Consider the following 23,741-nt stretch of genomic DNA (forward strand, 5'->3'; position numbering starts at 1 on the left):
TCCTTCCCGAGCTTCGCGTGCCAAAAGTGGCTTCTCGTGCAATAAGTGGCCCCTCGCCCACGGGTTCGACGACGGGGCACGGTTGCGCGGTGACGCCGAGCGGCTGCGGTGCCGCGGCCTGAGGAGGACGGCCCTCAGTAGTGGTATCGGGCCTTAAGGATCTTCACCTCGGTGGCGTCGGCCCGATAGACCAACCGATGCTCGTCGTCGATGCGGCGCGACCAGTAGCCGGACAACTCCCCTTTGAGCGGCTCGGGTTTGCCGATCCCGGCGAACGGGTCGCGTTGGATCTCGCCGATCAGCCGGGTGATGCGGCGGGCGATCTTGCGGTCGGTGGCCAGCCAGTGCAGGAAGTCCTCCCAGCCGTCGGGGTCGAAGCTGACGCTTCTCAATCCGCTCCGCCAGCCATCTTTCGCAGCTCATCGAGCGACACGGCATGCCCCACATCGCCCGCCTTGTCTCGGGCGACGGCCTCCATCAGCCGACGGGCATTCTCCGGCGACCGCAGCAGGTAGACGGTCTCCTGCCAGGAGTCGTAGTCGTCGGCGGACATCAGCACCGCATCCCCGGCCTTGGAAGTGATCCGGACCGGTTCATGATCGACATTGACCTGCTCCAGCAACGGAAAGAGCCGCTGCCGGGCCTCGCTGGCGCTGATGCTCATAAGTGCAGCCTCTCCGTACAGAAACCTTGTACAAGTATCGTACGTGATTTCCGAAGGGCGACGCCGGGTCCCGAACCCTCGTGGGACTACTCCGGGGCGGGCTCGGCGTCGCTGCGGATGTCGATGCGCCAGCCGGTCAGCCGGGCGGCCAGCCGGGCGTTCTGGCCTTCCTTGCCGATCGCCAGGGACAACTGGAAGTCCGGGACGACCACCCGCGCCGAGCGAGTGGTGGCGTCGATGACGGTCACCGAGACCACCTTCGCCGGCGACAACGCGTTTGCGACGAAGCGCGCGGGGTCCGGATCCCAGTCGATGATGTCGATCTTCTCGCCGGACAGCTCACTCATCACATTGCGCACCCGCTGACCCATCGGGCCGATGCAGGCGCCCTTGGCGTTCAGGCCGGACACCTTGGAGGCCACCGCGATCTTGGACCGGTGCCCGGCCTCGCGGGCCACCGCGACGATGTCCACGCTCTTGTCGGCGATCTCTGGCACCTCCAGGGCGAACAATTGCCGCACCAGGTTCGGGTGCGTGCGCGAGAGCCGGATCTGCGGCTCCCGGGTCCCCCGGGTCACCCCGAGCACGTAGCAGCGCAACCGCTCGCCGTGCTCGTAGTTCTCTCCCGGCACCTGCTCGGAGGCCGGGATGATGCCCTCGTTGAACTTGGTCTCGCTGCCCATCCGGAGCACCACTTCACCGCGGGCGTTGGCGCGGGCGTCGCGCTGCACCACGCCGGCGACGATGTCACCCTCGCGGGTGGCGAACTCGCCGTAGATCTTGTCGTTCTCGGCGTCGCGCAGCCGCTGCAGCATCACCTGGCGCGCCGTCGTCGCCGCGACCCGGCCGAACCCGTCGGGGGTGTCGTCCCATTCGGTGATGAGGTTGCCGTCCTCGTCGCGCTCGCGCGCCATCACCTTGACCTCGCCGGACTTCCGGTCGATCTCGATGCTGGCGTCGGCCTGATGGCCCTCGGTGTGCCGGTAGGCCGTCAGCAGCGCGGATTTGATGGTCTCGAGCAGCTCGCCCTCGGCGATGCCGCGTTCGCTCTCGATGGCGTGCAATGCGGCCATATCGATATTCATTCGGATACCTCCTCTGCTGCGCCCATTCCCGCGAGTTCGAGTTCCCGCGGATTGGGTTTGGCGAATTCCACCTGCACGACGGCGGTCGCGATGTCGGCCAGATCAAGGGGACGCACGGTCAGCTCGCGCCCGGCGCGGACCACCAGGTCGACCGCGTCGCCCGACAGCGCGCCGAGTCGGCCCTCCAGCGACGTCCCGTCGACGAGCGACACCGCCACCTTGCGGCCCTGCGCGCGGCGGTAGTGCCGCGCGGCGGTCAGCGGCCGGTCCACTCCCGGGGAGCTGACTTCCAGCAGGTAGGGCGGGGTGGCGTCGGGCAGCGCGTCATCGAGATGGTGGGACGCCAGCCGGGACAGTTCGGCGACCGCGTCCAGGTCGAGAGGGTCATCGCCGTCGGCGACGATGCTGATCCGTGGCGGCTTGGCGGAGGAGACGACGGCGACATCCTCGATCTGATAGCCGGCGGCGGCGAAATCATCGGCGAGTAGCTCGATCACCTGCGCGGGTGATGGCAGCTGCGCGGACTGCTGCGTCACGGCGAGCTCCTCATCTTGAGTTGTCCTCATCTCACGACTCGCCGACGGTGCCGGCGAGCTTGGCCCACGATACGCCAGCCGTTGGCCCGGATCGACCGAAAAACCCACCGGTCCGCCCGCGCCCTGGCCCGAACCGGCTCGGGTCAATGGCAGGATATGGCCGTGCCCGCCGATCCGACGCCCGCCCGGCAGCTGAGCCGACGCGCCGCGCTGATCGGCGCGAGCCGGGTCGCGCTGGGGCTCGCCGCGGTCGGCCTGGCCGCCTCTGCCTGCGGATTCGGCGACTCCGACGGGCCGGACCCGCTGCTCGCCCAACTCGAGCTGGCGCGCTCGGACGCGGGTCTGGCGTCGTCCGCCGCGGCCGCCGCCGCCCCTCCGCTGGCCGAGGCGCTGACCCAGCTCGCCGCCGACCGCAGCAGTCACGCCGAGGCGCTGACCGCCGAGTTGTCCCGGTCCGGCCACGCGCCGGCGGCCACCACCACCACGTCGGCGACCAATGCGGTCTCGGCCGCCCCGCCCAGCCGCGCCGACGTGCTGGACGCGCTGAAACGCTCGACGGAGTCGGCTTCGAAGACCGCGATCACCGAATCGGGCTACCGGGCCGGCCTGCTCGGGTCGATCGCCGCGTGCTGCGCGGCGTGGGAAGCCGTCGGCCTGCCGCAGGAGCCCCAACCGTGACGACGCCCGAACCGACCCCCACCAGCACCGACGCGCCGTCGACCAGCACCTCCGAAGCCTCCACGACGACGACCACCCCGCGGCCGACGACGACGATCCCGCCGCACAGCACGCTGCCGGTCGGCCCCGACCCCAACCGTCCCGACGGCGGTGTCCAGGCCGCGCTGTACGACGCGCTGGCCAACGAGGACGCGGTGATCTTCGGCTACGGCATCGTCTCGGCGCACTCACTGCCGGAGATCAACCCGCTGGTGTCGGAGGCGCTGCTCACCCACCGGGGGCGGCGCGAAGCCGCGGTGTCACTGGCCTCGCGCAACGGCTGGACGACACCGCTGCCGGCCGTCGGCTACCAACTGCCGTTCGCGGTGAACACGCCACCGGACGCCGAGACGCTGGCGGTCCGGATGGAGGAAGACAGCGTCGTCGCATGGCGGGCGGTGGCGGAGGCGGCCGAGTCCGAGGAGTTGCGCGGCGTGGCGGTCCCCGCGATGACCGAGAGCGGGGTGCTGGCGGCGCGCTGGCGGGTCGAACTCCGGATCAGCCCGCCGACGCCGGCGTTTCCCGGCGGCAACGAGTGACCGGGTAGCCTGGGACACGCAGCTGGTTTGCCGCCGGCCCGCCTGGGTCGACGGCGCCGAGCGGCGGGTGCTGTCGCAGGCCCGTCCGCGAGAGGGAACCCGGTGGGAATCCGGGACTGTCCCGCAGCGGTATGCAGGAACGAAATCCGTCAATAGCACTGGCGCGCAATCACATTGCGGCTGGGAAGCGGCGGCCGGTAGGAACACCTCCGCGGTGTGCGCCTGTGAGTCCGAAGACCTGCCAGTTGTGCCGGGCGCGCCGCGTCCGGCGCGCGTCGCCTCGGGATCTGGGCGGACGGCTTTCAGCGGTGGGCCGCTTCGTCTTTCGGCGATCCCTCCTCCGCGGGCGCCGACGTCCTTCATGGCGACGAGTAACCCGTGATGAAGGACGTACACCGCAATGAATGCCACACCGTTCACCGCCACCGTGCTAGGGACGCCCCGTATCGGCCCGAACCGTGAGCTCAAGCGCGCCACCGAGAAGTACTGGGCCGGAGAGCTGCGCCGCGCCGAGCTGGAGGCTGTCGCCGCCGGGCTGCGCCGCGACACGTGGGCCGGCCTGGCCGCCGCCGGCCTCGATTCGATCCCGGTCAACACCTCTTCCTACTACGACCAGGTGCTCGACACCGCGGTGCTGGTCGGGGCGCTGCCCGAGCGGGTCGCCGGGATCTCCGACGACCTGGACCGCTACTTCGCCGCCGCCCGCGGCAACGCGGCCGTCGCGCCGCTGGAGATGACCAAGTGGTTCGACACCAACTACCACTACATCGTGCCGGAGATCGGCCCCGCGACGACGTTTTCGCTGAACCCGGCCAAGGTGCTGGGCGAGCTCGCCGAGGCCGTCGAGCTGGGGATTCCGGCGCGCCCGGTGATCGTCGGGCCGCTGACCTTCCTGGCGCTGAGCAAGGCCGTCGACGGGGCCGACGCCCCGCTGGCGCGGCTGGACGAGCTGACCGAGGTCTACGCCGAGCTGCTAGGCACGCTGGCTGACACCGGCGCCGAGTGGGTCCAGATCGATGAGCCGGTGCTGGTCACCGATATCTGCGCCGAGGCCCCCACCCTGGCCGCGAAGGTGTACAACCGGCTGGGCGGGCTGAGCAAGCGTCCGGCGATCTTCGTCGCCACCTACTTCGGCGACCCGGGCGCCGGGCTGCCGGCGCTGGCCGGCACGCCGGTGGAGGCGATCGGCGTCGACCTCGTCTACGGGCCGAACACCGCCATCGCCACCGTTCCGGAGCTGGCGTCCAAGACGCTGGTCGCCGGCGTGGTCGACGGCCGCAATATCTGGCGGACCGACCTGCAGGCCGCGCTATCCAAACTCGCCACGCTGCTGGGCAGTGCGGAGTCGGTCGTTGTGTCGACCTCGTGCTCGACCCTGCACGTTCCGTATTCGCTGACGCCGGAGACCGAGCTGGACGACGCGCTGCGCAGCTGGTTGGCGTTCGGCGCGGAGAAGGTGGCCGAGGTGGCCATTCTGGCCCGTGCGCTGGGTGAGGGCCGGGAGGCCGTCGCCGACGAAATCGACGCCTCCAACGCCGCCGTCGCGTCCCGCCGCTGCGACCCGCGGCTGAACAACGCCGCCGTGCGCGCCGAGATCGCCCGGATCACCGCGGCCGGTTCGCAGCGCGGATCGGCCGAATCCCGCCGCGACGCCCAGGGCGCCCGACTGGACCTGCCGCCGCTGCCGACCACCACCATCGGGTCGTTCCCGCAGACGGTGGAGATCCGCAAGGCCCGCGCGGCGCTGGTGGCCGGCCGCATCGACGAGGCCGAGTACACCAAGCAGATGAAGGCGGAGATCGCGGCGGTCATCCGGCTGCAGGAGGATCTCGGGCTGGACGTGCTGGTGCACGGCGAACCGGAACGCAACGACATGGTGCAGTACTTCGCCGAGCAGCTGGACGGTTTCTTCGCCACCCGTAACGGCTGGGTGCAGTCCTACGGCAGCCGGTGCGTGCGCCCGCCGGTGCTGTTCGGCGACGTGACCCGGCCCGAGCCCATGACGACTGCGTGGGCCCGCTACGCCCAGACGCTGACCGACAAGCCGGTCAAGGGCATGCTCACCGGCCCGGTCACCATCCTGGCCTGGTCCTTCGTCCGCGACGACCAGCCGCTGGCCGACACCGCCAACCAGGTCGCGCTGGCCATCCGCGAGGAGACGGTGGACCTGGAGTCCGCCGGCATCGCGATCATCCAGGTCGATGAGCCGGCGCTGCGGGAACTGTTGCCGCTGCGCGACGCCGACAAGGAGGCCTACCTGCGTTGGGCCGTCGGCGCGTTCCGGCTGGCCACCTCCGGGGTGGCCGACAGCACCCAGATCCACACCCATCTGTGCTACTCGGAGTTCGGTGAGGTGATCGGCGCGATCGCCGATCTGGACGCCGACGTCACCTCGATCGAGGCGGCCCGATCGCATATGGAGGTGCTCGACGACCTCAACGCGATCGGCTTCTCCAACAGCGTCGGGCCCGGCGTCTACGACATCCATTCGCCGCGGGTGCCGTCCACCGAGGAGATGGTCACCTCGCTGCGCGAGGCGCTGGACGCCGTTCCTGCGCAACGCCTTTGGGTGAACCCGGACTGCGGCCTGAAGACGCGCAAGACCGACGAGGTCACCGAATCGCTGCGCAATATGGTCTCGGCCGCCAAGGCGGTGCGGGTCTAGTGAGACCGGCGTCGTCGTCCTCGGAGATCCGCGTGCCGCTGCGCACGGTCGCGTTGGAGTTGGTGCCGCCCAACACCGACCGCGGCGCAGCGGCCGCCCGCGAAGAAGCGCACAAGGTGCTGCGGCACGCGGCGCAGTCCGGCGTGCCGGGCCGAATCGGGCACGTCATGCTCCCCGCGATGATCCCCGAGGACGACGACCGGCCGGTGGAGATGAAACCGAAGCTCGACGTGCTGGATTTCTGGTCGACCATCTCGCCGGTTCTTCCTGGGGTGCGGGCCATCTGCACCCAGGTGACGGCCTTCACCGACGAGGCCGGATTGCGCGACCGCCTCACCCGGCTGCGATCGGCCGGGGTGGAGGGCGTCATCTTCGTCGGGGTGCCGCGCACCATGAACGACGGCGACGGCGACGGTGTCGCGCCGACCGACGCGCTCTCGCTGTTCGGCGATCTGGTGGAGCACCGCGGGGCGATTCTGATCCCCACCCGGGACGGGGAACAGGGTCGGTTCGGGTTCAAATGCGACCGGGGGGCCGACTTCGGGATGACCCAGCTGCTCTATTCCGATGCCATCGTCGGGTTCCTGCGGGAGTTCGGCCGCACAACCGACCACCGTCCGGAGATCCTGCTGTCCTTCGGGTTCGTCCCGAAGGTGGAATGGTCGGTGGGTCTGATCGACTGGCTGATCCGCGACCCGGGCAATGCGGCGGTCGCCGGTGAACAGGCGTTCGTCAGGGAGTTGGCGTCCGCCGACGTCGCCGCCAAGCGGCGTCTGCTGCTGGATCTGTACATGCGGGTGGTCGACGGCGTCGTCGACCTCGGCTTCCCGCTGAGCCTGCACCTGGAGGCGCCCTACGGGGTGTCCGGTCCGGCGTTCGACACCTTCGCCGAAATGCTCGAATACTGGTCGCCGGCTTAGGCTCTCACCAGGACAGGTCGAATTCGACCACCGTCTCGGTGGGCACGACCAGGGCGACCGGGGTGAACCGCTGCGACGATTCGTCGCGCGCCACCCCGGTCAGCACCCGGCCACCGTGGCCATCGCGGCGCCCCGGAACCGTCATGGTCACTGTGGCCGACCGCGTTCGGATCGACCACGGTCGCAGGTAGAACCCCTCCCCCGGCTCCACTGCGTCCTCGATCACCGCGCCGTGGCGGTCCACGATCTGCGCGCCGTCGGAGGCCAGCGCCGCCGCCGAGCTGGCGCGCAGCCGAAGCGGGCCGATCAACGGGCCGTCGGCCCGCACCCCGCTGGTGTCGATCCCCGGCGCGGTTGCCGCGGCGCGGGCACGCCGTGCCCCGTCGAGCAGGTATTCGTAGGCGTGCACGATGCGCGGTGAGTTGCGGTAGGCGGCCGCCCCGGCCAGCGAGAACCGCACCTCCCCGATGCTGGCCGCGCCGTCCACGCTGACCCGGTAATAACGGTGCCCGCGCCGGGTGTGGCCGTGGCCGTGCGACACCGTCGCGCCCACTCCCAGCGCTTTGCGGCGCACCCCCGCGCCGGCCTCGGTGGTGGTCAGCGCCGACGCAGCCACTTCCTGCCAGTCCTGCCCGTCGGCGGACTTGTGCAGGCGCAGCGTCACCGGGCCCGCCGCGACCAACTCCACCTCGTAGCCGTCGAGCTCCAGCTCGTCGGCGAACCGGACGGTCACCCCGCGGTGGTCCCGGACGATCTGCTCGGGCTCGTTGCGCGGCCGGGTGTCCAGATCCAGTCCGTTGGTGAAATGCCAGATCGCGGCCTGTGTGGCGGCGATCGCCTCATGCTCGCTGATGTGGCCGGCGCCCAGCGGGCGTCCCGCCGCCCGCAGCCGCCGGGACAGCTCCGCGGCGCCCAGGCTGGGGTACGAATTGCGCAGCATCCAGTCGATCTCGACCTCGAAGGCTCGCGCCCGCGCGTTGGGCAGTTCGGCGAAGGACTCCACGTCGTAGCGTGACGGCCGCAGCGGCGCGATACCGGAGAAGTCCAGCGAGTAGGCCTGCACACCGGGGTTCAGCCGGATCAGGTCGGTGCGGGCCGCGGTCCCGTCCGCGAAGACGATCCGGTCCACGGTGTGGGAGTAGGTGCCCCCGTGATACCGCGTCAATCGCGACAGCGCGACGGCGGGGCGGGGCCGGACGCTACGGCGGACGGCGACTCCGGCGAATGAGGCCGCCCGGGTGGCGGTTGATGCGAATGTCATGGGTGTTGTCGGCTTTCACGCTGATGATGCGGCGCGCCCAGGCCACCGGCGATGCGCTCGGCAGGCCACGACGCAGAACTGACGCGTCAGATACAGCGACAACAACACAGGCTCGACGGCCGCGCGGCGACCAGAGACTGTGTGGCAGACATAGCGCCACCATAGCGCGTCCGCGACCGTCTTCCAACGCCTGCGCGGCTTCCGATCAGCCTGCGTCTAAGCAGTGACGAACCAGCGGCGGGCGCCGATCATTGTCGCCGTACCCCCGCGCCACAGCCGTCGGCGCGGGTCAATCCATGCGAGGAGGAACGTCGATGACGTCGGCTCAGAATGAATCCCAGGCGCTCGGCGATCTCGCCGCACGGCAGCTAGCGAACTCGACCAAGACGGTCCCGCAGCTGTCGACGATCACCCCGCGGTGGCTGCTGCACCTGCTCAGCTGGGTGCCGGTCGAGGCGGGTCTGTACCGGGTGAACCGGGTGGTCAATCCGGAGCGGGTCGCCATCCACGTCGAGGAGGGCGCCGGGGCGCCGGAGCCGCTGCCCCAGACCTACGTCGACTACGAGACCACGCCGCGCGAGTACACGTTGCGCTCCATCTCCACCCTGCTCGACGTGCACACCCGGGTCTCGGACCTGTACTCCAGCCCGCACGACCAGATCGCCCAGCAGTTGCGGCTGACCATCGAGACGATCAAGGAGCGCCAGGAGTCCGAGCTGGTCAACAACCCGGAGTACGGCCTGCTGGCCCAGGTCACCCCGGAGCAGACCATCAAGACCCGCACCGGCGCTCCGACCCCGGACGATCTCGACTCGCTGCTGACCAAGGTGTGGAAGACGCCCGGCTTCTTCCTCACCCACCCACTGGGCGTTGCCGCATTCGGCCGGGAGGCCACCCGCCGCGGCGTCCCGCCGGTCGTGGTCAGCCTGTTCGGCGCCCAGTTCATCACCTGGCGCGGGATTCCGATCATCCCCAGCGACAAGGTGCCCGTCGAGAAGGGCAAGACCAAGTTCATCCTGCTGCGCACCGGCGAGGAGCGCCAGGGTGTGGTGGGCCTGTTCCAGCCGGGCCTGGCCGGCGAACAGTCCCCGGGCCTGTCGGTGCGCTTCACCGGCATCGACCGCAGCGCGGTCGCCTCGTACCTGGTCACCCTGTACAACTCGCTGGCGGTGCTGACCGAGGATTCGCTGGCGGTGCTCGACGACGTGGCGGTGGACAACTTCCATGAGTACAAGTGACGAACTCGCCGCGTTGGCCAGCCAGCTCTACGCGGCGAGCTTCCATCCCGGGCCGGACAGCCCACCGCAGACCACCGCGGTGGCGCCGCGCGGCAGCGTGCCCGACGGCACCGCGCTGACCTCGGCGGCGACGACCGGGTTCGGCGCGGCCGATCCGCTGCTGTCGGGCGCGGATCTGTCGGCGTACGCGGTGCCGGTGTGGCCGGGCTGGGTTCCGGGTGTCCCGGACCTGCGCCTGGGCGGCCCGCCGGTCGGCTCGCCCACCGGCAATGAGGCGGACTACTACTTCACCTCGCCGCGATCTGCGCCGGTGGCGCAGCCCGTTCCGGTGCTGCCGGACGGTCACGAGATCTTCGACGTCAACGCGGTGCGGGCGGATTTCCCGATCTTGGCCGAGACCGTGAATGGCCATCCGCTGATCTGGTTCGACAACGCGGCCACCACCCAGAAGCCGCAGGCCGTCATCGATCGGCTGGCGCACTTCTACGCCCACGAGAACTCCAATATCCACCGGGCCGCGCACGAATTGGCGGCGCGGGCCACCGACGCCTACGAGGACGCCCGGGAAACGGTGCGCCGCTTCATCAACGCGCCGCGGGTCGAGGATCTCGTGTTCGTCCGCGGGACCACCGAGGCGATCAACCTGGTGGCCTACGCCTGGGGCGGGAAACATCTGGGCCCCGGCGACGAGATCGTCATCACCCACCTGGAGCACCACGCCAATATCGTTCCGTGGCAACTGATCTCGCAGCAGACCGGTGCGGTGCTCAAGGTTGCTCCGGTCGACGACGCCGGCAACCTGCTGCTGGCGGAGTTCGAGCGGCTGCTGGGCCCGCGCACCAAACTGGTGGCGGCCACGCACGTCTCCAACGCGCTGGGCACCGTCACCCCGGTCGCCCAGATCGTCGAACTCGGGCACCGGTACGGGGCGCGGGTGTTGATCGACGGGGCGCAGTCCATCCCGCACATCCCGATCGATGTGTCTGCGCTGGGCGCAGACTTCTTCGTGTTCTCCGGGCACAAGATCTTCGGCCCCACCGGCATCGGGGTGTTGTACGCCACCGAGGAGGTCCTCGCCGAGACCCCGCCGTGGCAGGGCGGCGGAAATATGATCGCCGACGTCACCCTGGAGCGCGCCGTCTTCCAGCCGCCGCCGGCAAAGTTCGAGGCCGGCACCGGCAATATCGCCGACGCCGTCGGGCTGGCCGCGGCGCTGCGGTATGTGGAGAAGGTCGGCGTCGAGCGGATCAACGCCTACGAACACGCCCTGCTGGACTACGCGACTCCCCTGCTGGCCGACATTCCCGGGGTGCGTTTGGTGGGCACGGCGGCCGAGAAGGCCAGCGTGCTGTCCTTCGTGCTGGCCGGCCACGAGCCGCTGGAGGTGGGCAAGGCGCTCAACACCGAGGGCATCGCGGTGCGGGCCGGGCACCATTGCGCCCAGCCGATTCTGCGGCGGCTCGGGCTGGAGGCGACGGTGCGACCGTCGTTCGCGTTTTATAACACCTTCGACGAGATCGACGCCTTTATCGCCGCGGTGCGCCGCATCGCCACCCGGTAGGCGGGAATACTCGTGACTGTGATGCAGTAGTTGTGCAGTGGAGTGGTTGTGCACGGTGGCCGGTTGTGAAGGGAATGAGGGCTCGATGAGCGAGATCTACGACAACGTGACCGAGTTGGTCGGGCGCACCCCGCTGGTGCGACTGAACCGGCTGACCGAAGGCCTCGGCGCGCAGGTCGTAGCCAAGCTGGAGTACTACAACCCGGCCAACAGCGTGAAGGACCGGATCGGGGTGTCGATCATCGACGCCGCGGAACGCTCCGGCGCGCTGCGCCCCGGCGGCACCATCGTCGAAGCCACCAGCGGCAACACCGGCATCGCGCTGGCCATGGTCGGCGCGGCGCGCGGCTACAAGGTCATCCTGACCATGCCGGACACCATGTCCACCGAACGCCGCGCGATGCTGCGGGCCTTCGGCGCCGACATCGTGCTGACGCCGGGCTCCGAGGGCATGGCCGGCGCGGTGAACAAGGCCCGGCAGATCATCGCCGAGACCCACAATGCGGTGGCCGCCGACCAGTTCGCCAACCCCGCCAACGCCGAAATCCATGAACGGACCACCGGCGAGGAGATCTGGGCCGACACCGACGGCGAGGTGGACATCTTCGTCGCGGGCATCGGCACCGGCGGCACCCTGACCGGCGTCGGCCGGGCGTTGCGGGCGCACAAGCCCGACGTGCGGATCGTCGGCGTGGAACCGAAGGACTCCGCGATTCTCAACGGCGGCGAGCCCGGACCGCACAAGATCCAGGGCATCGGCGCGAACTTCATCCCCGAGGTGCTCGACCGCGACATCTACGACGAGATCATCGACGTCGAGGCCGACGACGCGATCCGGGTGGCGCGGGCGCTCGGCGTCCGGGAGGGCATCCTCGGTGGGATCTCGGCCGGCGCCAATGTGTGGGCCGCCCTGGAGTTGGCGAAGCGCCCGGAGAACGCCGGGAAGCTGATCGTGGTGGTCGTCCCCGACTTCGGCGAGCGCTACATCTCCACCGTCTTGTTCGACCACATCAGAGAGTAGGCCCCGTGTCCGGAAGTAGGCCCCAGTCTGCGCTGTCCATCCTGCGCGAGGACCTGCAGAACGCCCGCAGCCACGACCCCGCGGCCCGCGGCGACCTGGAGAACGCCCTGGTCTACTCCGGGCTGCACGCCATCTGGTCCCACCGGATCGCGCATCGGTTGTGGTCCCGGCCGCGCCTGCAGGGACTCGCCCGGGTGCTCGCGCAGCTGACCCGCTTCGCCACCGGCATCGAGATCCACCCCGGCGCGACGATCGGGCGGCGGTTCTTCATCGACCACGGAATGGGCGTGGTGATCGGCGAGACCACCGAGATCGGCGACGACGTGATGGTCTATCACGGCGTGACGTTGGGCGGGCGCAGCCTGGCCAAGGGCAAGCGCCATCCCACCATCGGCAATCGGGTCACCGTCGGGGCCGGCGCAAAGGTGCTGGGGCCGTTGACGATTGGCGATGACAGCGCGATCGGCGCGAACGCCGTTGTGACCCATGATGTTCCGGCGGAGTCGATCGCCACCGGCATCCCCGCGGTGGTGCGACACCGCAGCGAGAAGCAGCGCGAACCCGCGGTCGACCCGACGTACTACATCGACCCCGCGATGTACATCTAACGCGGCGGTCCAGCGGCGGGACTGCGGTGGCTGTGGGTAGGGTCACGAGCGGCCAGCTAGGGCTCGAGCGGCCGACGACGCACACAAAAGCCCAGGACAGTTCCCCGCGCAGCGGACACCACGGGCCGCTCGTGCTCTATCGGGCCGCTCGCGGGCGTTCGTGTGCAGAATCTGGCCATTCGGACGAGATTTCGTGCCGAAACTGACCGCTCAACACGAAGCGCCGCGCCGATCCCGCGCCAGAGCGCCCCACACGGGGCGAACCCCACCCCGGGAAGAGCCCACCCATGTCACGCTTGCCCCACCAGCAACACATTTAACTGCGCGTCGGGGTTAGCGCGCGTAGCCGGGCAGATTCTCGGCCAGTTCGGCGAACAGCGCCCGGTTCAGGTCGAAGGCGACCTTCACCTCGTCGACAACGCGCGCGACCTCGGCGTCCGAGAGCGCCAGCCCGTCCAGCCGAGCCCGGTAGCCGTCCTTGTACGGCTTGGGCTTCGGCACGTCCGGGAACTCGTAGAACGCCAGGCCCGCCCCGTCCAGCCCGAAGGTGCGGCCCAGGATCTTGCCGATCGCCTGGCCGCCGGAGAGGTCCCCGAGGTAGCGGGTGTAGTGGTGCGCCAGCAACGCCCCGCCCCAGTCGGCGGCGCGCAGCCGGGCCGCGTACGCGTCGGCCGCGGGGCTGTCGACCTGATGCGAGGTCCCCGGCACCCAGTGCGCCAGGTCCGCGTCCAGCGCCGCCAGCCGCTCGATGGCGGGGTCGTAGAACGGCGCGATCAGGCGATCATCACGCGCCTCGGCAACGGCCTGTTCCAGCGCGGCGTACACGGTGCGCAGCCGGCGCAGATAGTCGGCGTAACCGGCTTCGTTGACCCGTCCGGCCAGCAGTTCGGAGACGAAAGCGGAGTTCTCCGCGGCCTCGTGCTCGATGCGCGACCCGTCCTTCATTGCGGCGGCCAGCGGCTTTTCCACCACATCGGTGGCAGTCATCGGGATCCTCTCGGTCACTTCTTGGCGTTCTTGTCGGCGGAGGCGCCGTCGGTGGACAGCGCGGCGACGAAGGCCTCCTGCGGAACTTCGACCCGGCCGATCGTCTTCATCCGCTTCTTGCCCTCCTTCTGCTTCTCCAACAGCTTGCGCTTACGGGTGATGTCGCCGCCGTAGCACTTACTCAGCACATCCTTGCGAATCGCCCGGATGTTCTCGCGGGCAATGATTTTCGAGCCTATCGCGGCCTGCACCGGCACCTCGAACTGCTGGCGCGGGATGAGCTCCTTGAGCTTGGTGGTCATCTTGTTGCCGTAGGCGAACGCGGAATCCTTGTGCACGATCGCGCTGAACGCGTCAACAGCCTCGCCCTGCAGCAGAATGTCGACCTTCACCAGCGCCGCCTCCTGCTCACCGGCCTCCTCGTAGTCCAGGCTGGCGTAGCCGCGGGTGCGCGACTTCAGCGAATCGAAGAAGTCGAAGATGATCTCGCCGAGCGGCATGGTGTAGCGCAGTTCGACCCGCTCCGGCGACAGGTAGTCCATGCCGCCGAGCTCACCGCGCCGGGACTGGCACAGTTCCATGATGGTGCCGATGAACTCGCTCGGCGCGATGATCGTCGTCTTGACCACCGGCTCGAAGACCGAGCCGATCTTGCCCTCCGGCCAGTCCGACGGGTTGGTGACGATCAGCTCGGTCCCGTCGTCCTTGATGACGCGGTACACCACGTTCGGCGAGGTGGAGATCAGGTCGAGGTTGAACTCACGTTCCAGCCGCTCCCGGGTGATCTCCATGTGCAGCAAACCCAGGAAGCCGCACCGGAACCCGAAACCGAGCGCCACCGACGTCTCCGGCTCATAGGTCAGCGCGGCGTCGTTGAGCTGCAGCTTGTCCAGGGCGTCGCGCAGGTTCGGGTAGTCCGAGCCGTCCACCGGGTACAGCCCGGAGTAGACCATCGGCTTGGGCTCCCGGTAACCGGTCAGGGCCTCGGTGGCGCCCTTGCGGGCGCTGGTGACGGTGTCGCCGACCTTGGACTGGCGGACGTCCTTCACTCCGGTGATCAGATAACCCACCTCGCCGACGCCCAGGCCCTGGGTGGGCTTGGGCTCCGGGGAGACGATGCCGACCTCGAGCAGTTCATGCGTCGCGCCGGTGGACATCATGGCGATCCGCTCGCGCGGGGTGATCTTGCCGTCCACCACCCGCACGTAGGTGACCACGCCGCGGTAGATGTCGTACACCGAGTCGAAGATCATCGCCCGCGCCGGCGCGTCGGCGTCGCCCTGCGGCGGCGGGATCTGGCGAACCACCTCGTCGAGCAGTTCGGCCACTCCGACGCCGGTCTTGCCGGACACCCGCAGCACGTCGGAGGGCTCGCAGCCGATGATGTGCGCCAGTTCGCCGGCGTAGCGGTCCGGGTCGGCGGCGGGCAGGTCGATCTTGTTGAGCACCGGAATGATGGTCAGGTCGCGGTCCAGCGCCAGATACAGGTTGGCCAGCGTCTGCGCCTCGATGCCCTGGGCGGCGTCGACCAGCAGCACCGCGCCCTCGCAGGCCTCCAGCGCGCGGGACACCTCATAGGTGAAGTCGACGTGGCCGGGGGTGTCGATCAGGTGCAGGACGAAGTCTTCGCCGGCCTGCTCCCCCTCGCGGACGGTCCACGGCAGCCGGACGTTCTGGGCCTTGATGGTGATGCCGCGTTCCCGCTCGATGTCCATCCGGTCCAGGTACTGCGCGCGCATGGAGCGGTCGTCGACGACGCCGGTGAGCTGCAGCATCCGGTCGGCCAGGGTGGATTTGCCGTGGTCGATATGCGCGATGATGCAGAAGTTGCGAATCTGCGCCGGCGCGGTGAAGGTCTGGTCGGCGAAACTGCTGATGGGAATCTCCTGCTCAGGCGGGCGTCGTGCTGGCCTACAGCGTATCCAGCGGCGCGCCCGGCGGCACAATCACCACCCGGCGCCGCAGCCCGGTTCAGCCCGCCGGCGCAGGGTGCAGCAGCACCGCCCGCGACGGGCGGAACTCGACCGCGCCGAACAGCCCGGTGTCCTCCAACGCCGTCGTGAGCTCCGCGTCCAGGTACATGCCGAAGCGCGGGCGGCCCTTCAGGTGGAATGCGTGCGGCGGGGTGTCGTCGAAGAACTTCAGGGTGAGCCGGTCCCCGTGACGCAGCGGGATCGACGGGCTCAGGTAGTAGTGCTCCGCGGTGTGCGCCTCGACCTGTCGAACGCAGCGGTACAGCCAGACCCGCCCGCCGTCGAGGACGGCCGGCAGGAATTCGCCGTCCGGGCCGAGCAACGGCGTCAGCCGGGCCCGGCAATCCTCGACCAGGACCAGCAGCGACGAATCGATGATGTGCACCGGCCCGCGGCGCAGCGGACGCCCGCAGCACACCGTGGTGCTCGGCCCCCAGCGCAACTCCGGCGGTTCCCAGTTCTGGACCGGCCCGGGTTCGCTCAGCAGGGTGTGGGATTGGTCGTCGACGAAGTCGAGCTGCCGGGCGTCGACGTGCGCGCGGCCGAGGTAGTACTCCATACGTCGATCTTGGGGGCAGTCGCGCGGTCTCCGCGGCGCCAATTCGCCGGACGCGACCCGCCCGAGGTGGGGCGCTACGCTGGTCGGCATGGCATCGCAATGGAAGGCGATGCAGCGATTCGCCGAGCGACTGGTGTTCGACGGGGCTCCCCGACTCATCAAGGGCATGCAGAACCCGGCGCAGCTGCAGCGCAATGTCGCCCAGGGTTTGCAACAGACCCTGGCTCAGGCGTTGACCGTCGGGATCGACGTGCTGGTCGCGGCGGCCACCGAACCGCAGCCGGCCGCGCTGACCGCCGGCCGCCCGGTCACCCAGCAAGCCGGCGTGCCGACCGACCGTCGGGCCCGCCGCGTCGTCTACGCCCCCGACCTGGACGGCCGCGCCGATCCCGGCGAGGTGGTCTGGACCTGGGTCGTCTACGAGGACGATCCGACCCGCGGGAAGGACCGTCCGGTGCTGGTCGTCGGCCGCAACCGCAGCACCCTGCTCGGGCTGATGCTGTCCAGCCAGGATCACCACGCCGACGATCCGAATTGGATCAGCATCGGCGCCGGGGCGTGGGACTACGACGGCCGGCCCAGTTGGGTGCGGCTGGACCGGGTGCTCGACGTGCCCGAGGAAGGCATCCGCCGCGAGGGCGCGATCCTGGACCGGGTCACCTTCGAGACGGTCGCGGTGCGGCTGCGCCGCGAATACTCCTGGTCTTAGGCGGGGTCCCGCCACATTTGCCACAGCGTCGGACCGCCGGCCGGCAATCTGATCTCCCCGGTGACGGCGAAGCCGAATCGCTGGTAGTACGGCACGTTGTCGGCGTTGCTGGACTCCAGGTAGGCCGGAGCGAACTCGCGGTCGCAGCGCTGCAGCCGGGACTGCAGCAGCGCACGGCCGTACCCGCCGCCGCGGACCTGCGGATCGCTGCCAATGACGCCCAGGTACCAGTGCGGCTCGGCCGGGTGGGCGGACTTCACCGCCTCGTTGGCGCGCATGCCGCGCAGCGCGTCACCGCGCAGGACCAGCAACAGTCCCGGCAGCATCCGCAGGTCTTGGCGCGGCGAGGTTTTCCACTCCCCGGGCGCAGACCAGAGGGCGCCCGCGACGATCCGGCCGGAGCTCAGGGCCACCTCGGCCGCCCCGCCGGGTAGGTAGTGATGGCGGCAGATCGCGGCGAACATCCGCGGTAGCGCGACGGCGCGTCGGCGCGGATCCGGCACGACCCAGCTCATCACCGGGTCATCGTGGAAGGCCAGCGCCAGGGTGCGGGCCAACTCGGGGAGGTCGGCGGATCGCGCCGGGCGCACGTCGATGTCAGGCATGGCTGCCCAGCCTGCCAGAGCCGATCAGCCCTGGGTGATGTGGGCGTGCAGCTGCTCGTGGGCGGACTCCAGCTCCTCCAGCCGCGCCTTGACCACGTCGCCCTTGTTCGCCAACACGCCCGCTATCCGCATGACCACCCCTTTGCGGTGAGCTACACCACATCAGGGTATTCCGGTTGTCCGCGGCGGGGAAGGGCCGATCACGCCAGCCGGGTGATCTCCACGGCCACATCGAGGTCGGTGGACCCCTCCCCGGAGTAAATGCCCTTCAGCGGCGGCACATCGGCATAGTCGCGGCCGGTGCCGACGGTGATGTACTGCTCGTTGATTCCGCAATCATTGGTCGGGTCGTAGTCCCACCACGAGCCGGTCCAGGCCTGCACCCAGGCGTGACTGCGTCCTTCCACAGCGTCCCCGATGGCCGCGTCCGGATTCGGGTGCAGGTAACCCGACACATAGCGGGACGGGATTCCCATGGCGCGCAACAGGATCAGCATCACGTGCGCGTAGTCCTGGCAGACGCCCTTGCCTTCGGTGAGGGCGTCGAGCCCCGACGAGTGCACCGCGGTCACCCCCGGCACATACTCCAGCGCCTCGTGCGTCCACTTGCCCGCGGCGATCACCGCGTCCGTCGGATCACTGTGCCGGGCAATGCGTTTGGCGACCGAGCTGACCCGGCGATTGGTCGCGGTGAACCGGCTGAAGGTGAGCGCCTCGTCATACTTGTCGATCACAGCCTCCGACCCCAGCTCATCCCAGGTGAGGGTGCGGCTCGGCTGCTCGGGGGCCTCGGTCTCCACCACCGAGGAGGCGGTGACCTCCAGCTCGCTGTGCGGCGCGTGCAGATCGAACGCGGTGACCGCGGTGCCCCAGTAGTCGTTGTAGCGGTACAGCCGCGTGGCCGGCGCGGTCTCCACCCGGTTGAGGATCACGTTCTGCCGGGAGTCCGAGCGTGGCGTCAGCCGCGCCTCGTTGAACGACGCCCGCACGGGCGCCTTGTAGGCGTACCCGGTCGCGTGCACCACCCGCATCCGCCACATCAGAAATCACCTTCCTCGGGGCCGCCGCCGACCAACCCGGAGTCGGTCCAGGCCACCCACGGCGCGGAATGGAAGTACTGCTGCGCCAGCGCCTCGCCGACGTCGAAACACATCGTCTGCAGCGCGGCCAGCCGCTCCTCGAGGGATTCCAGCAGCTCCCCGGGTCGCAGGAACTCCAGTTCGCTGCGCGCTCGGCCGAGCAGCCGGCGGGCCTCCGCGGTGGCGCCGACGCGGTCGGCGGGGCGGTGCATCAGCTGGTCCAGGCTGTGCTCGGCGCGTTTGAGCGAATAGAACACCGAGCGCGGGAAGAGCCGGTCCAGCAGCAGGAACTGCACCACCCGCCCGGCGTCGAGCACCCCGCGGTAGGTGCGCAGGTAGGCGTCGTGCGCGCCGGCCGAGCGCAACATGTTGACCCAGGCCGGCGAGGACGCGCTGTCCCCCACCCGGGTAAACAGCAGCCGCACCGTCATGTCCACCCGCTCGATCTCGCGGCCCAGTTCCAGGAACCGGTAGCCATCGTCGCGGGCCAGGGTGGTGGCCGCCAGACCGGCGAACATCGCGGCCCGGTTCTCGATGTAGGACAGGAACTCGTGCGGGCCGAGCCGCCGGGCGGCGCGTTCCCGTTCGGCCAGGGCGTTGTACGTGGTGTTGAGGCACTCCCACATTTCGGTGGAGGTGACCTCGCGGGACGATCGGGCGTTCTCCCGCGCCGCGGAGATGGCGTCGACGATCGAACAGCCGCCATCCAGGCCCTGGGTGAAGGCCACCAGCTCGGTCAGCGACCACATGTCCAGTTCGTGCTCGGGCGCTTCGATCCCCAGCACCTGCAGCAGCAGCCGGGAGGCCTGGTCCGGGTCGACGCTGGAGTCCTCCAGCAGCTGGTGCACGGTGACGTCCAGGATGCGGGCGGTGTCGTCGGCGCGCTCCACGTAGCGGCCGATCCAGTACAGCGCCTCGGCGTTGCGGGCCAGCATCAGTCGTTCACCCCCTGCTGTTGCTGCTCATCGCCGGCGCCGCTGCGGGAGCGGCCGGTCCGGCGGGTCGTTTTGGCCGGTTTGCCGGGGCTGGGCAATGATTTCACCAGTTCGGCGGCGCCCAGTTCGCGGTCCGCCGCGGTAGACCGCGAGGCGAGCACCCAGGTGTCCTTGGAACCGCCACCCTGGCTGGAGTTCACCACCAGCGAGCCTTCGGTCAGCGCGACGCGGGTCAGGCCGCCGGGCAGCACCCACACGCCGTCGCCATCGTTGACCGCGAACGGGCGCAGGTCGACGTGGCGTGGGGCGAGTTGGTCGCCGATCTGGGTGGGCACCGTGGACAGTTGGACCACCGGTTGGGCGATCCAACCGCGCGGGTCGTTCTGAATCTTGCGGGTGATGGTCGCCAGTTCCTTGGGGGTGGAGTCCGGCCCGAACACGATGCCGTACCCTCCGGAGCCCTCGACCGGTTTGATGACCAGCTCGTCAACGCGGTCGAGCACCTCCTCACGCTCGTCGTCGAGCCAGCAACGCAGCGTGTCGACGTTGGCCAGCAGCGGCTTCTCGCCCAGGTAGTACTCGATGATGGTCGGGACGTAGGTGTAGACCAGTTTGTCGTCGCCGACGCCGTTGCCGACGGCGCTGGAGATCACCACGTTGCCGGCGCGGGCCGCGTTGACCAGGCCGGCGACGCCGAGCACCGAATCGGGGCGGAACTGCATGGGGTCCAGGAACGCGTCGTCGATGCGGCGGTAGATGACGTCGACCTGACGCTCCCCCTCGGTGGTGCGCATGTAGACGGTGTTGTCGCGGCAGAACAGGTCACGGCCCTCGACGAGTTCGACGCCCATCTGCCGGGCCAGCAGCGAATGCTCGAAGTAGGCGGAGTTGAACGGGCCGGGGGTCAGCACGACGACGGTGGGGTCGGCCTCGTTGGTGGCCGCGGCCTTGCGCAGCGCGCGCAGCAGGTGCGACGAGTAGTCGCCGACCGAGCGGACCCGGTGGGTGGCGAACAGGTTGGGGAATACCCGGGCCATCGCCCGACGGTTCTCCATCACGTAGGACACCCCCGACGGGGAGCGCAGGTTGTCCTCCAGCACCCGGAAGGTGCCCTGGGCGTCGCGGATAAGGTCGATGCCCGCGACGTGAATGCGCACCCCGTTGGGCGGGGTGATGCCGGCGGCCTCGCGGTGGAAGTGCTCACAGGACAGGATCAGCCGACGCGGGATGACGCCGTCGCGCAGGATCTCCTGCTCGCCGTAGATGTCGTCGAGGAACGCCTCCAGCGCGGTGACCCGCTGGGCGATGCCCTTCTCCAGCCGGTTCCACTCCGCGGCCGAGATCACCCGAGGCACCAGATCCAGCGGGAACGGGCGCTCCTGGCCCGACAGCGAAAAGGTGACGCCCTGGTCGATGAACGCGCGGCCCAGCGCCTCCGAGCGCGCGGCCAGGTCCGCGGCGTCCGACGGGGTCAGTTCTGCGTAGATCCCCTTGTACGGTCCGCGTGGCTGCCCGTGACTGTCGAACATCTCGTCGAACGCCGCGGCGTAACTGGGGAAACCGTCAAGGTCGCGGTATCCGCCGAAGATCGCGGGCCAGTCCGAGGCAGCGGAAATGGTTCTGGGTGGCACGTCACATATGCTGCACCACAATGGCCATCACCGCAGGCCAGAACTCCGACTTGGGACGCGCCGCATCGGGCTGATAACCTGGATAACTGCTGCCCGGGGATCGGGCGGCCCCATTGCATCCCAGCTGAACTTTCACGAAGGAACTCACGCGTGGCCAATATCAAGTCGCAGCAGAAGCGCATCAAGACCAACGAGCGCCGTCGGCTGCGTAACCAGTCGGCGAAGTCGTCGCTGCGTACGGCCATCCGTGGTTTCCGCGAGGCCATCGACGCCGGCGAGAAGGACAAGGCCAGCGAGTTGCTGGTGTCGACCAGCCGCAAGCTCGACAAGGCCGCCAGCAAGGGCATCATCCACAAGAACCAGGCCGCCAACAAAAAGTCCGCGCTGGCTCTGGCGCTGAACAAGCTCTGAGTTAGTCAGGCCCCTCCGCGCGGGGCGACCGACCGGCTCCCGGGATTCTCCCGGCGGGCCGGTTTCGGTTTTCGCGGGGGCGGTCTTCGGTGACGGCGTCTCAGCGGCGTCGTGTGGAGGCCAGCCCGGCCACCTCGCGCACCGCGCGTTCCAGCGCGTAGTCGGCGTCGGCGGCGCCGCCCTTGACGTCGGCGTTGAGTTGGGCCACCACGCGGATCGCCTCGGCCACACTTTCCCGGGACCAGCGCCGGGCCTGCTGCTGGGCCTTCTTCACCCGCCAGGGCGGCATCCCGACCTCGGGGGCCAGCCGGTACGGGTCACCAGGCAGCGGGCCGATCCGGGCGATGGTGTGCACGGCCTCGGCCAGCGCGTCGGCCAGCACCACCGGCGCCTCGCCGGAAACCATCGCCCAGCGCAACGCCTCGGCAGCCTGCGCGGTCTGCCCGGACACCGCCAGGTCGGCGATGTCGAAGCCGCGGACCTCGGCCTTGCCGCTGTGATAGCGCCGCACCGCCGCCACGTCGACCTGCCCGTCGGTGTCGGACACCAGTTGAGAGCAGGCCGCGGCCAGTTCCCGGATGTCGGATCCGACGGCGTCGATCAGCGCGGCGACGGCGTCGTCGGACACCTTGCACCGAAGCGCGCGGAACTCCGCGCGAACGAAGGCAGCGCGTTCGTCGGCCTTGGCGATCTTGGCGCACGGGTACAGCCGCGCGCCAAGGTCGGTGAGTTGTTTGGCCAGCGCCTTGGCCCGTCCCCCGCCGGAGTGCACCACCACCAGCTCGGTGCCCGCCGGCAGGTCCACCGCGGCCTCGGCGATCAGCGCGGCGGCGTCCTTGCCTGCCTCGCCGGCGGCTTCGAGCACCAGCACCCGCTCGTCGGCGAACAGCGACGGGCTGAGCAACTCGGCGATCTCGCTGACGCTGACCTCCCCGGCCCGCATCCGGTTCACCGGCACGTCCGGGCTCCCGGCGGCGTCGCGGGCGTCGCGCAGCACCTGCGTGACGGCGCGTTCGACCAGCAGTTCCTCATCCCCGAGCACCAGATGCAGACCGGGGACGTTTTGGCTCACACCGCCGATGGTGCCACGCCGCGCCGACAGCGCCGACAGCCGCCCGGTCGGCTTCGGGTTTGGCAAGGCCGCGGCGCGTGCGCGGGGCCGGTGTCGACACAGGGCGGTGACCAGCACAAAGCTCAGGCTCACCGGCAGCATCGACGAACCGAACTTGCCCAGGTGGACCAGCTGCCAGCCGGCCACCTGCTCGGGGTGCTCCCAGGCGCCGGATTACGTCGCGAGTTTCTCCGCGATCCACAAGAACAGGCCGATCAGAGCGAGCGACAGCGGCAGTGGCATTCAGTACCGGCGTTCGCCGATGGTGAACGCCGGTACGCATCCGGGCGCAGGCCAGTAGGAACCCGGCCATGATCGCGTCGCGCAGGTCGACGATGACCTGGTGGGAGAAGAAGTTGAGGTAGGCCAGCACGGCCAGCATCCCGACCAGCCCGAGCCGATAATCGCTGATCTGCAGGTCGAAGCGCCGGAACGCCTGACAGATATAGGAGCCCACCGCGGCGTACATGAACCCGGCGTACAGCGGCACCCCACCGAGGGTGGCCACCCCCGGTTCCGGGTAGTGCCATGACCCGACGGCCACCTTGAACCACTCCAGGCCCAGCCCGGCGAGGTGGAACACGCAGATGACCAGCAGCTCACCGGGTGTCTCCAGCCGGGTGAGCAGAAAGAGCGCCTGGACCAGAATCAGGTAGAGCAATAGGGCGTCATAGCGCAGGATGGGGGCGTCCCAGTAGCCGCGAAGCAGGGTGGAGGCGGCCAGACCGCCGATCACCGCGATTGCGAATCCGCAGCATTGCAGCTGGATCATCCCGAATCGCCAGAGTTGCGCCGCCACATGACCGAGGTGTGCCACCGCCCGCCTGCCGCCCGTCTTCGCGGGCCCGAGGCCAGTCGGCGCGAGCCCGGCGCGGGTCGACGTGTGGGTCCGCGGCGCTGCGATGGGACTCTCGGCGGTCACCACT

General features: G+C 69.6%; 24 protein-coding genes and 1 riboswitch. Of the genes, 10 read left to right on the forward strand and 14 right to left on the reverse strand.

From position 1 onward, the window contains the following. Positions 1-134: 134 nt before the first annotated feature. The 4 genes from L2Z93_RS12165 to rimP all read right to left on the reverse strand — a co-directional run bounded on the left by L2Z93_RS12165 (position 135) and on the right by rimP (position 2,315). A complete protein-coding gene (locus L2Z93_RS12165; RefSeq protein WP_090593452.1) occupies positions 135-392 on the reverse strand; it encodes a Txe/YoeB family addiction module toxin in 258 nt (85 codons plus the stop codon). Further along, the gene (locus tag L2Z93_RS12170; RefSeq protein WP_090593455.1) at positions 389-664 is read right to left on the reverse strand and encodes a type II toxin-antitoxin system Phd/YefM family antitoxin; all 276 of its coding nucleotides are present in this window, start codon (positions 662-664) and stop codon (positions 389-391) included. Before L2Z93_RS12170 ends, L2Z93_RS12165 begins: the two co-directional genes overlap by 4 nt. Positions 665-750: 86 nt before the next feature. After that, positions 751-1,749: a transcription termination factor NusA gene (gene nusA, locus L2Z93_RS12175; RefSeq protein WP_090593458.1), complete on the reverse strand. Its 999-nt coding sequence runs from the start codon at positions 1,747-1,749 to the stop codon at positions 751-753. Continuing rightward, complete coding sequence (gene rimP, locus L2Z93_RS12180) at positions 1,746-2,315, reverse strand: ribosome maturation factor RimP (RefSeq protein ID WP_090593462.1); 570 nt, start codon at positions 2,313-2,315, stop codon at positions 1,746-1,748. The genes nusA and rimP overlap by 4 nt, the downstream gene beginning before the upstream one ends. 132 nt (positions 2,316-2,447) lie before the next feature. Between rimP and L2Z93_RS12185 the strand changes: the two genes are divergently transcribed. From L2Z93_RS12185 to L2Z93_RS12200, 4 genes are all read left to right on the forward strand, one after another. Beyond that, on the forward strand, positions 2,448-2,963 hold the full coding sequence (locus L2Z93_RS12185) for a hypothetical protein (RefSeq protein ID WP_370745901.1): 516 nt from the start codon (positions 2,448-2,450) through the stop codon (positions 2,961-2,963). After that, positions 2,960-3,541 carry a ferritin-like domain-containing protein gene (locus L2Z93_RS12190; protein WP_090593465.1) on the forward strand — a complete coding sequence of 194 codons (582 nt, stop codon included), beginning with the start codon at positions 2,960-2,962 and terminating at the stop codon, positions 3,539-3,541. Before L2Z93_RS12185 ends, L2Z93_RS12190 begins: the two co-directional genes overlap by 4 nt. 48 nt (positions 3,542-3,589) lie before the next feature. Next, positions 3,590-3,801: riboswitch (cobalamin riboswitch) on the forward strand. A gap of 140 nt (positions 3,802-3,941) precedes the next feature. Then, complete coding sequence (metE, locus tag L2Z93_RS12195) at positions 3,942-6,206, forward strand: 5-methyltetrahydropteroyltriglutamate--homocysteine S-methyltransferase (RefSeq protein ID WP_090593468.1); 2,265 nt, start codon at positions 3,942-3,944, stop codon at positions 6,204-6,206. A gap of 32 nt (positions 6,207-6,238) precedes the next feature. Continuing rightward, on the forward strand, positions 6,239-7,126 hold the full coding sequence (locus L2Z93_RS12200) for a mycobacterial-type methylenetetrahydrofolate reductase (RefSeq protein ID WP_090593544.1): 888 nt from the start codon (positions 6,239-6,241) through the stop codon (positions 7,124-7,126). A 4-nt stretch (positions 7,127-7,130) separates the two neighbouring features. On the opposite strand, the gene L2Z93_RS12205 is transcribed toward L2Z93_RS12200, so the two are convergent. Next, positions 7,131-8,387: a thioester domain-containing protein gene (locus tag L2Z93_RS12205; protein WP_090593471.1), complete on the reverse strand. Its 1,257-nt coding sequence runs from the start codon at positions 8,385-8,387 to the stop codon at positions 7,131-7,133. 314 nt (positions 8,388-8,701) lie between these two features. Between L2Z93_RS12205 and L2Z93_RS12210 the strand changes: the two genes are divergently transcribed. The 4 genes from L2Z93_RS12210 (at position 8,702) to epsC (ending at position 12,815) form a co-directional block, all read left to right on the forward strand. After that, positions 8,702-9,625, forward strand: a complete 924-nt coding sequence (locus tag L2Z93_RS12210) for a family 2A encapsulin nanocompartment shell protein (RefSeq protein ID WP_090593474.1) — start codon at positions 8,702-8,704, stop codon at positions 9,623-9,625. Then, positions 9,612-11,186, forward strand: a complete 1,575-nt coding sequence (locus L2Z93_RS12215; RefSeq protein WP_090593477.1) for a family 2A encapsulin nanocompartment cargo protein cysteine desulfurase — start codon at positions 9,612-9,614, stop codon at positions 11,184-11,186. Before L2Z93_RS12210 ends, L2Z93_RS12215 begins: the two co-directional genes overlap by 14 nt. Before the next feature lie 85 nt (positions 11,187-11,271). Further along, a complete protein-coding gene (cysK, locus tag L2Z93_RS12220) occupies positions 11,272-12,207 on the forward strand; it encodes a cysteine synthase A (RefSeq protein WP_090593479.1) in 936 nt (311 codons plus the stop codon). A gap of 5 nt (positions 12,208-12,212) precedes the next feature. Then, entirely contained in the window at positions 12,213-12,815 is a 603-nt protein-coding gene (epsC, locus tag L2Z93_RS12225) for a serine O-acetyltransferase EpsC (RefSeq protein WP_234786277.1), read from the forward strand. 333 nt (positions 12,816-13,148) lie between these two features. Here the strand turns inward: epsC and L2Z93_RS12230 are convergent, their stop codons facing one another. From L2Z93_RS12230 to L2Z93_RS12240, 3 genes are read right to left on the reverse strand one after another with little or no spacing between them, the layout of a single operon-like run. Next, the gene (locus L2Z93_RS12230; protein WP_090593549.1) at positions 13,149-13,802 is read right to left on the reverse strand and encodes a biliverdin-producing heme oxygenase; all 654 of its coding nucleotides are present in this window, start codon (positions 13,800-13,802) and stop codon (positions 13,149-13,151) included. Between the two features lie 14 nt (positions 13,803-13,816). Next, entirely contained in the window at positions 13,817-15,748 is a 1,932-nt protein-coding gene (lepA, locus tag L2Z93_RS12235) for a translation elongation factor 4 (RefSeq protein WP_090593481.1), read from the reverse strand. Positions 15,749-15,773: 25 nt separating this feature from the next. Continuing rightward, positions 15,774-16,334: a hypothetical protein gene (locus L2Z93_RS12240; protein WP_090593483.1), complete on the reverse strand. Its 561-nt coding sequence runs from the start codon at positions 16,332-16,334 to the stop codon at positions 15,774-15,776. A gap of 88 nt (positions 16,335-16,422) precedes the next feature. On the opposite strand from L2Z93_RS12240, the gene L2Z93_RS12245 reads away from it, so the two are divergent. After that, on the forward strand, positions 16,423-17,043 hold the full coding sequence (locus tag L2Z93_RS12245; protein ID WP_090593485.1) for a type II toxin-antitoxin system PemK/MazF family toxin: 621 nt from the start codon (positions 16,423-16,425) through the stop codon (positions 17,041-17,043). Here L2Z93_RS12245 and L2Z93_RS12250 read toward each other — a convergent pair. From L2Z93_RS12250 to L2Z93_RS12265, 4 genes are all read right to left on the reverse strand, one after another. Continuing rightward, complete coding sequence (locus L2Z93_RS12250; protein ID WP_090593487.1) at positions 17,040-17,648, reverse strand: GNAT family N-acetyltransferase; 609 nt, start codon at positions 17,646-17,648, stop codon at positions 17,040-17,042. The two genes, L2Z93_RS12245 and L2Z93_RS12250, sit on opposite strands and share 4 nt — an antisense overlap. 200 nt (positions 17,649-17,848) lie before the next feature. Beyond that, positions 17,849-18,688, reverse strand: coding sequence for a transglutaminase family protein (locus L2Z93_RS12255; protein ID WP_090593489.1), 840 nt, complete (start codon positions 18,686-18,688; stop codon positions 17,849-17,851). After that, positions 18,688-19,662 (reverse strand): alpha-E domain-containing protein, encoded by a 975-nt coding sequence (locus L2Z93_RS12260; protein WP_090593491.1) that lies wholly within the window; start codon positions 19,660-19,662, stop codon positions 18,688-18,690. The genes L2Z93_RS12255 and L2Z93_RS12260 overlap by 1 nt, the downstream gene beginning before the upstream one ends. Further along, a complete protein-coding gene (locus L2Z93_RS12265; protein ID WP_090593551.1) occupies positions 19,662-21,191 on the reverse strand; it encodes a circularly permuted type 2 ATP-grasp protein in 1,530 nt (509 codons plus the stop codon). Before L2Z93_RS12265 ends, L2Z93_RS12260 begins: the two co-directional genes overlap by 1 nt. 252 nt (positions 21,192-21,443) lie before the next feature. Here L2Z93_RS12265 and rpsT point away from each other — a divergent pair, with 252 nt between their 5' ends. Then, the gene (gene rpsT, locus L2Z93_RS12270; RefSeq protein ID WP_090593493.1) at positions 21,444-21,704 is read left to right on the forward strand and encodes a 30S ribosomal protein S20; all 261 of its coding nucleotides are present in this window, start codon (positions 21,444-21,446) and stop codon (positions 21,702-21,704) included. A gap of 100 nt (positions 21,705-21,804) precedes the next feature. Here rpsT and holA read toward each other — a convergent pair whose 3' ends face one another. Both holA and L2Z93_RS12280 read right to left on the reverse strand, forming a co-directional pair. After that, positions 21,805-22,776 carry a DNA polymerase III subunit delta gene (gene holA, locus L2Z93_RS12275; RefSeq protein WP_234786278.1) on the reverse strand — a complete coding sequence of 324 codons (972 nt, stop codon included), beginning with the start codon at positions 22,774-22,776 and terminating at the stop codon, positions 21,805-21,807. After that, on the reverse strand, positions 22,733-23,737 hold the full coding sequence (locus tag L2Z93_RS12280) for a DUF817 family protein (protein WP_128111890.1): 1,005 nt from the start codon (positions 23,735-23,737) through the stop codon (positions 22,733-22,735). Before L2Z93_RS12280 ends, holA begins: the two co-directional genes overlap by 44 nt. Between the last annotated feature and the right edge of the window lie 4 nt (positions 23,738-23,741).

Origin of the sequence: Mycolicibacterium brumae, from assembly GCF_025215495.1 — a bacterium.
Lineage (GTDB): Bacteria > Actinomycetota > Actinomycetes > Mycobacteriales > Mycobacteriaceae > Mycobacterium > Mycobacterium brumae.

Coding starts and splice junctions, on each gene's coding strand:
- L2Z93_RS12170 (WP_090593455.1), bottom strand. CDS start 664: ATGAGCATCAGCGCCAGCGAGGCCCGGCAGCGGCTCTTTCCGTTGCTG.
- nusA (WP_090593458.1), bottom strand. CDS start 1,749: ATGAATATCGATATGGCCGCATTGCACGCCATCGAGAGCGAACGCGGC.
- rimP (WP_090593462.1), bottom strand. CDS start 2,315: ATGAGGACAACTCAAGATGAGGAGCTCGCCGTGACGCAGCAGTCCGCG.
- metE (WP_090593468.1), top strand. CDS start 3,942: ATGAATGCCACACCGTTCACCGCCACCGTGCTAGGGACGCCCCGTATC.
- L2Z93_RS12205 (WP_090593471.1), bottom strand. CDS start 8,387: ATGACATTCGCATCAACCGCCACCCGGGCGGCCTCATTCGCCGGAGTC.
- L2Z93_RS12210 (WP_090593474.1), top strand. CDS start 8,702: ATGACGTCGGCTCAGAATGAATCCCAGGCGCTCGGCGATCTCGCCGCA.
- L2Z93_RS12215 (WP_090593477.1), top strand. CDS start 9,612: ATGAGTACAAGTGACGAACTCGCCGCGTTGGCCAGCCAGCTCTACGCG.
- cysK (WP_090593479.1), top strand. CDS start 11,272: ATGAGCGAGATCTACGACAACGTGACCGAGTTGGTCGGGCGCACCCCG.
- L2Z93_RS12230 (WP_090593549.1), bottom strand. CDS start 13,802: ATGACTGCCACCGATGTGGTGGAAAAGCCGCTGGCCGCCGCAATGAAG.
- L2Z93_RS12240 (WP_090593483.1), bottom strand. CDS start 16,334: ATGGAGTACTACCTCGGCCGCGCGCACGTCGACGCCCGGCAGCTCGAC.
- L2Z93_RS12245 (WP_090593485.1), top strand. CDS start 16,423: ATGGCATCGCAATGGAAGGCGATGCAGCGATTCGCCGAGCGACTGGTG.
- L2Z93_RS12250 (WP_090593487.1), bottom strand. CDS start 17,648: ATGCCTGACATCGACGTGCGCCCGGCGCGATCCGCCGACCTCCCCGAG.
- L2Z93_RS12255 (WP_090593489.1), bottom strand. CDS start 18,688: ATGTGGCGGATGCGGGTGGTGCACGCGACCGGGTACGCCTACAAGGCG.
- L2Z93_RS12260 (WP_090593491.1), bottom strand. CDS start 19,662: ATGCTGGCCCGCAACGCCGAGGCGCTGTACTGGATCGGCCGCTACGTG.
- L2Z93_RS12265 (WP_090593551.1), bottom strand. CDS start 21,191: ATGTTCGACAGTCACGGGCAGCCACGCGGACCGTACAAGGGGATCTAC.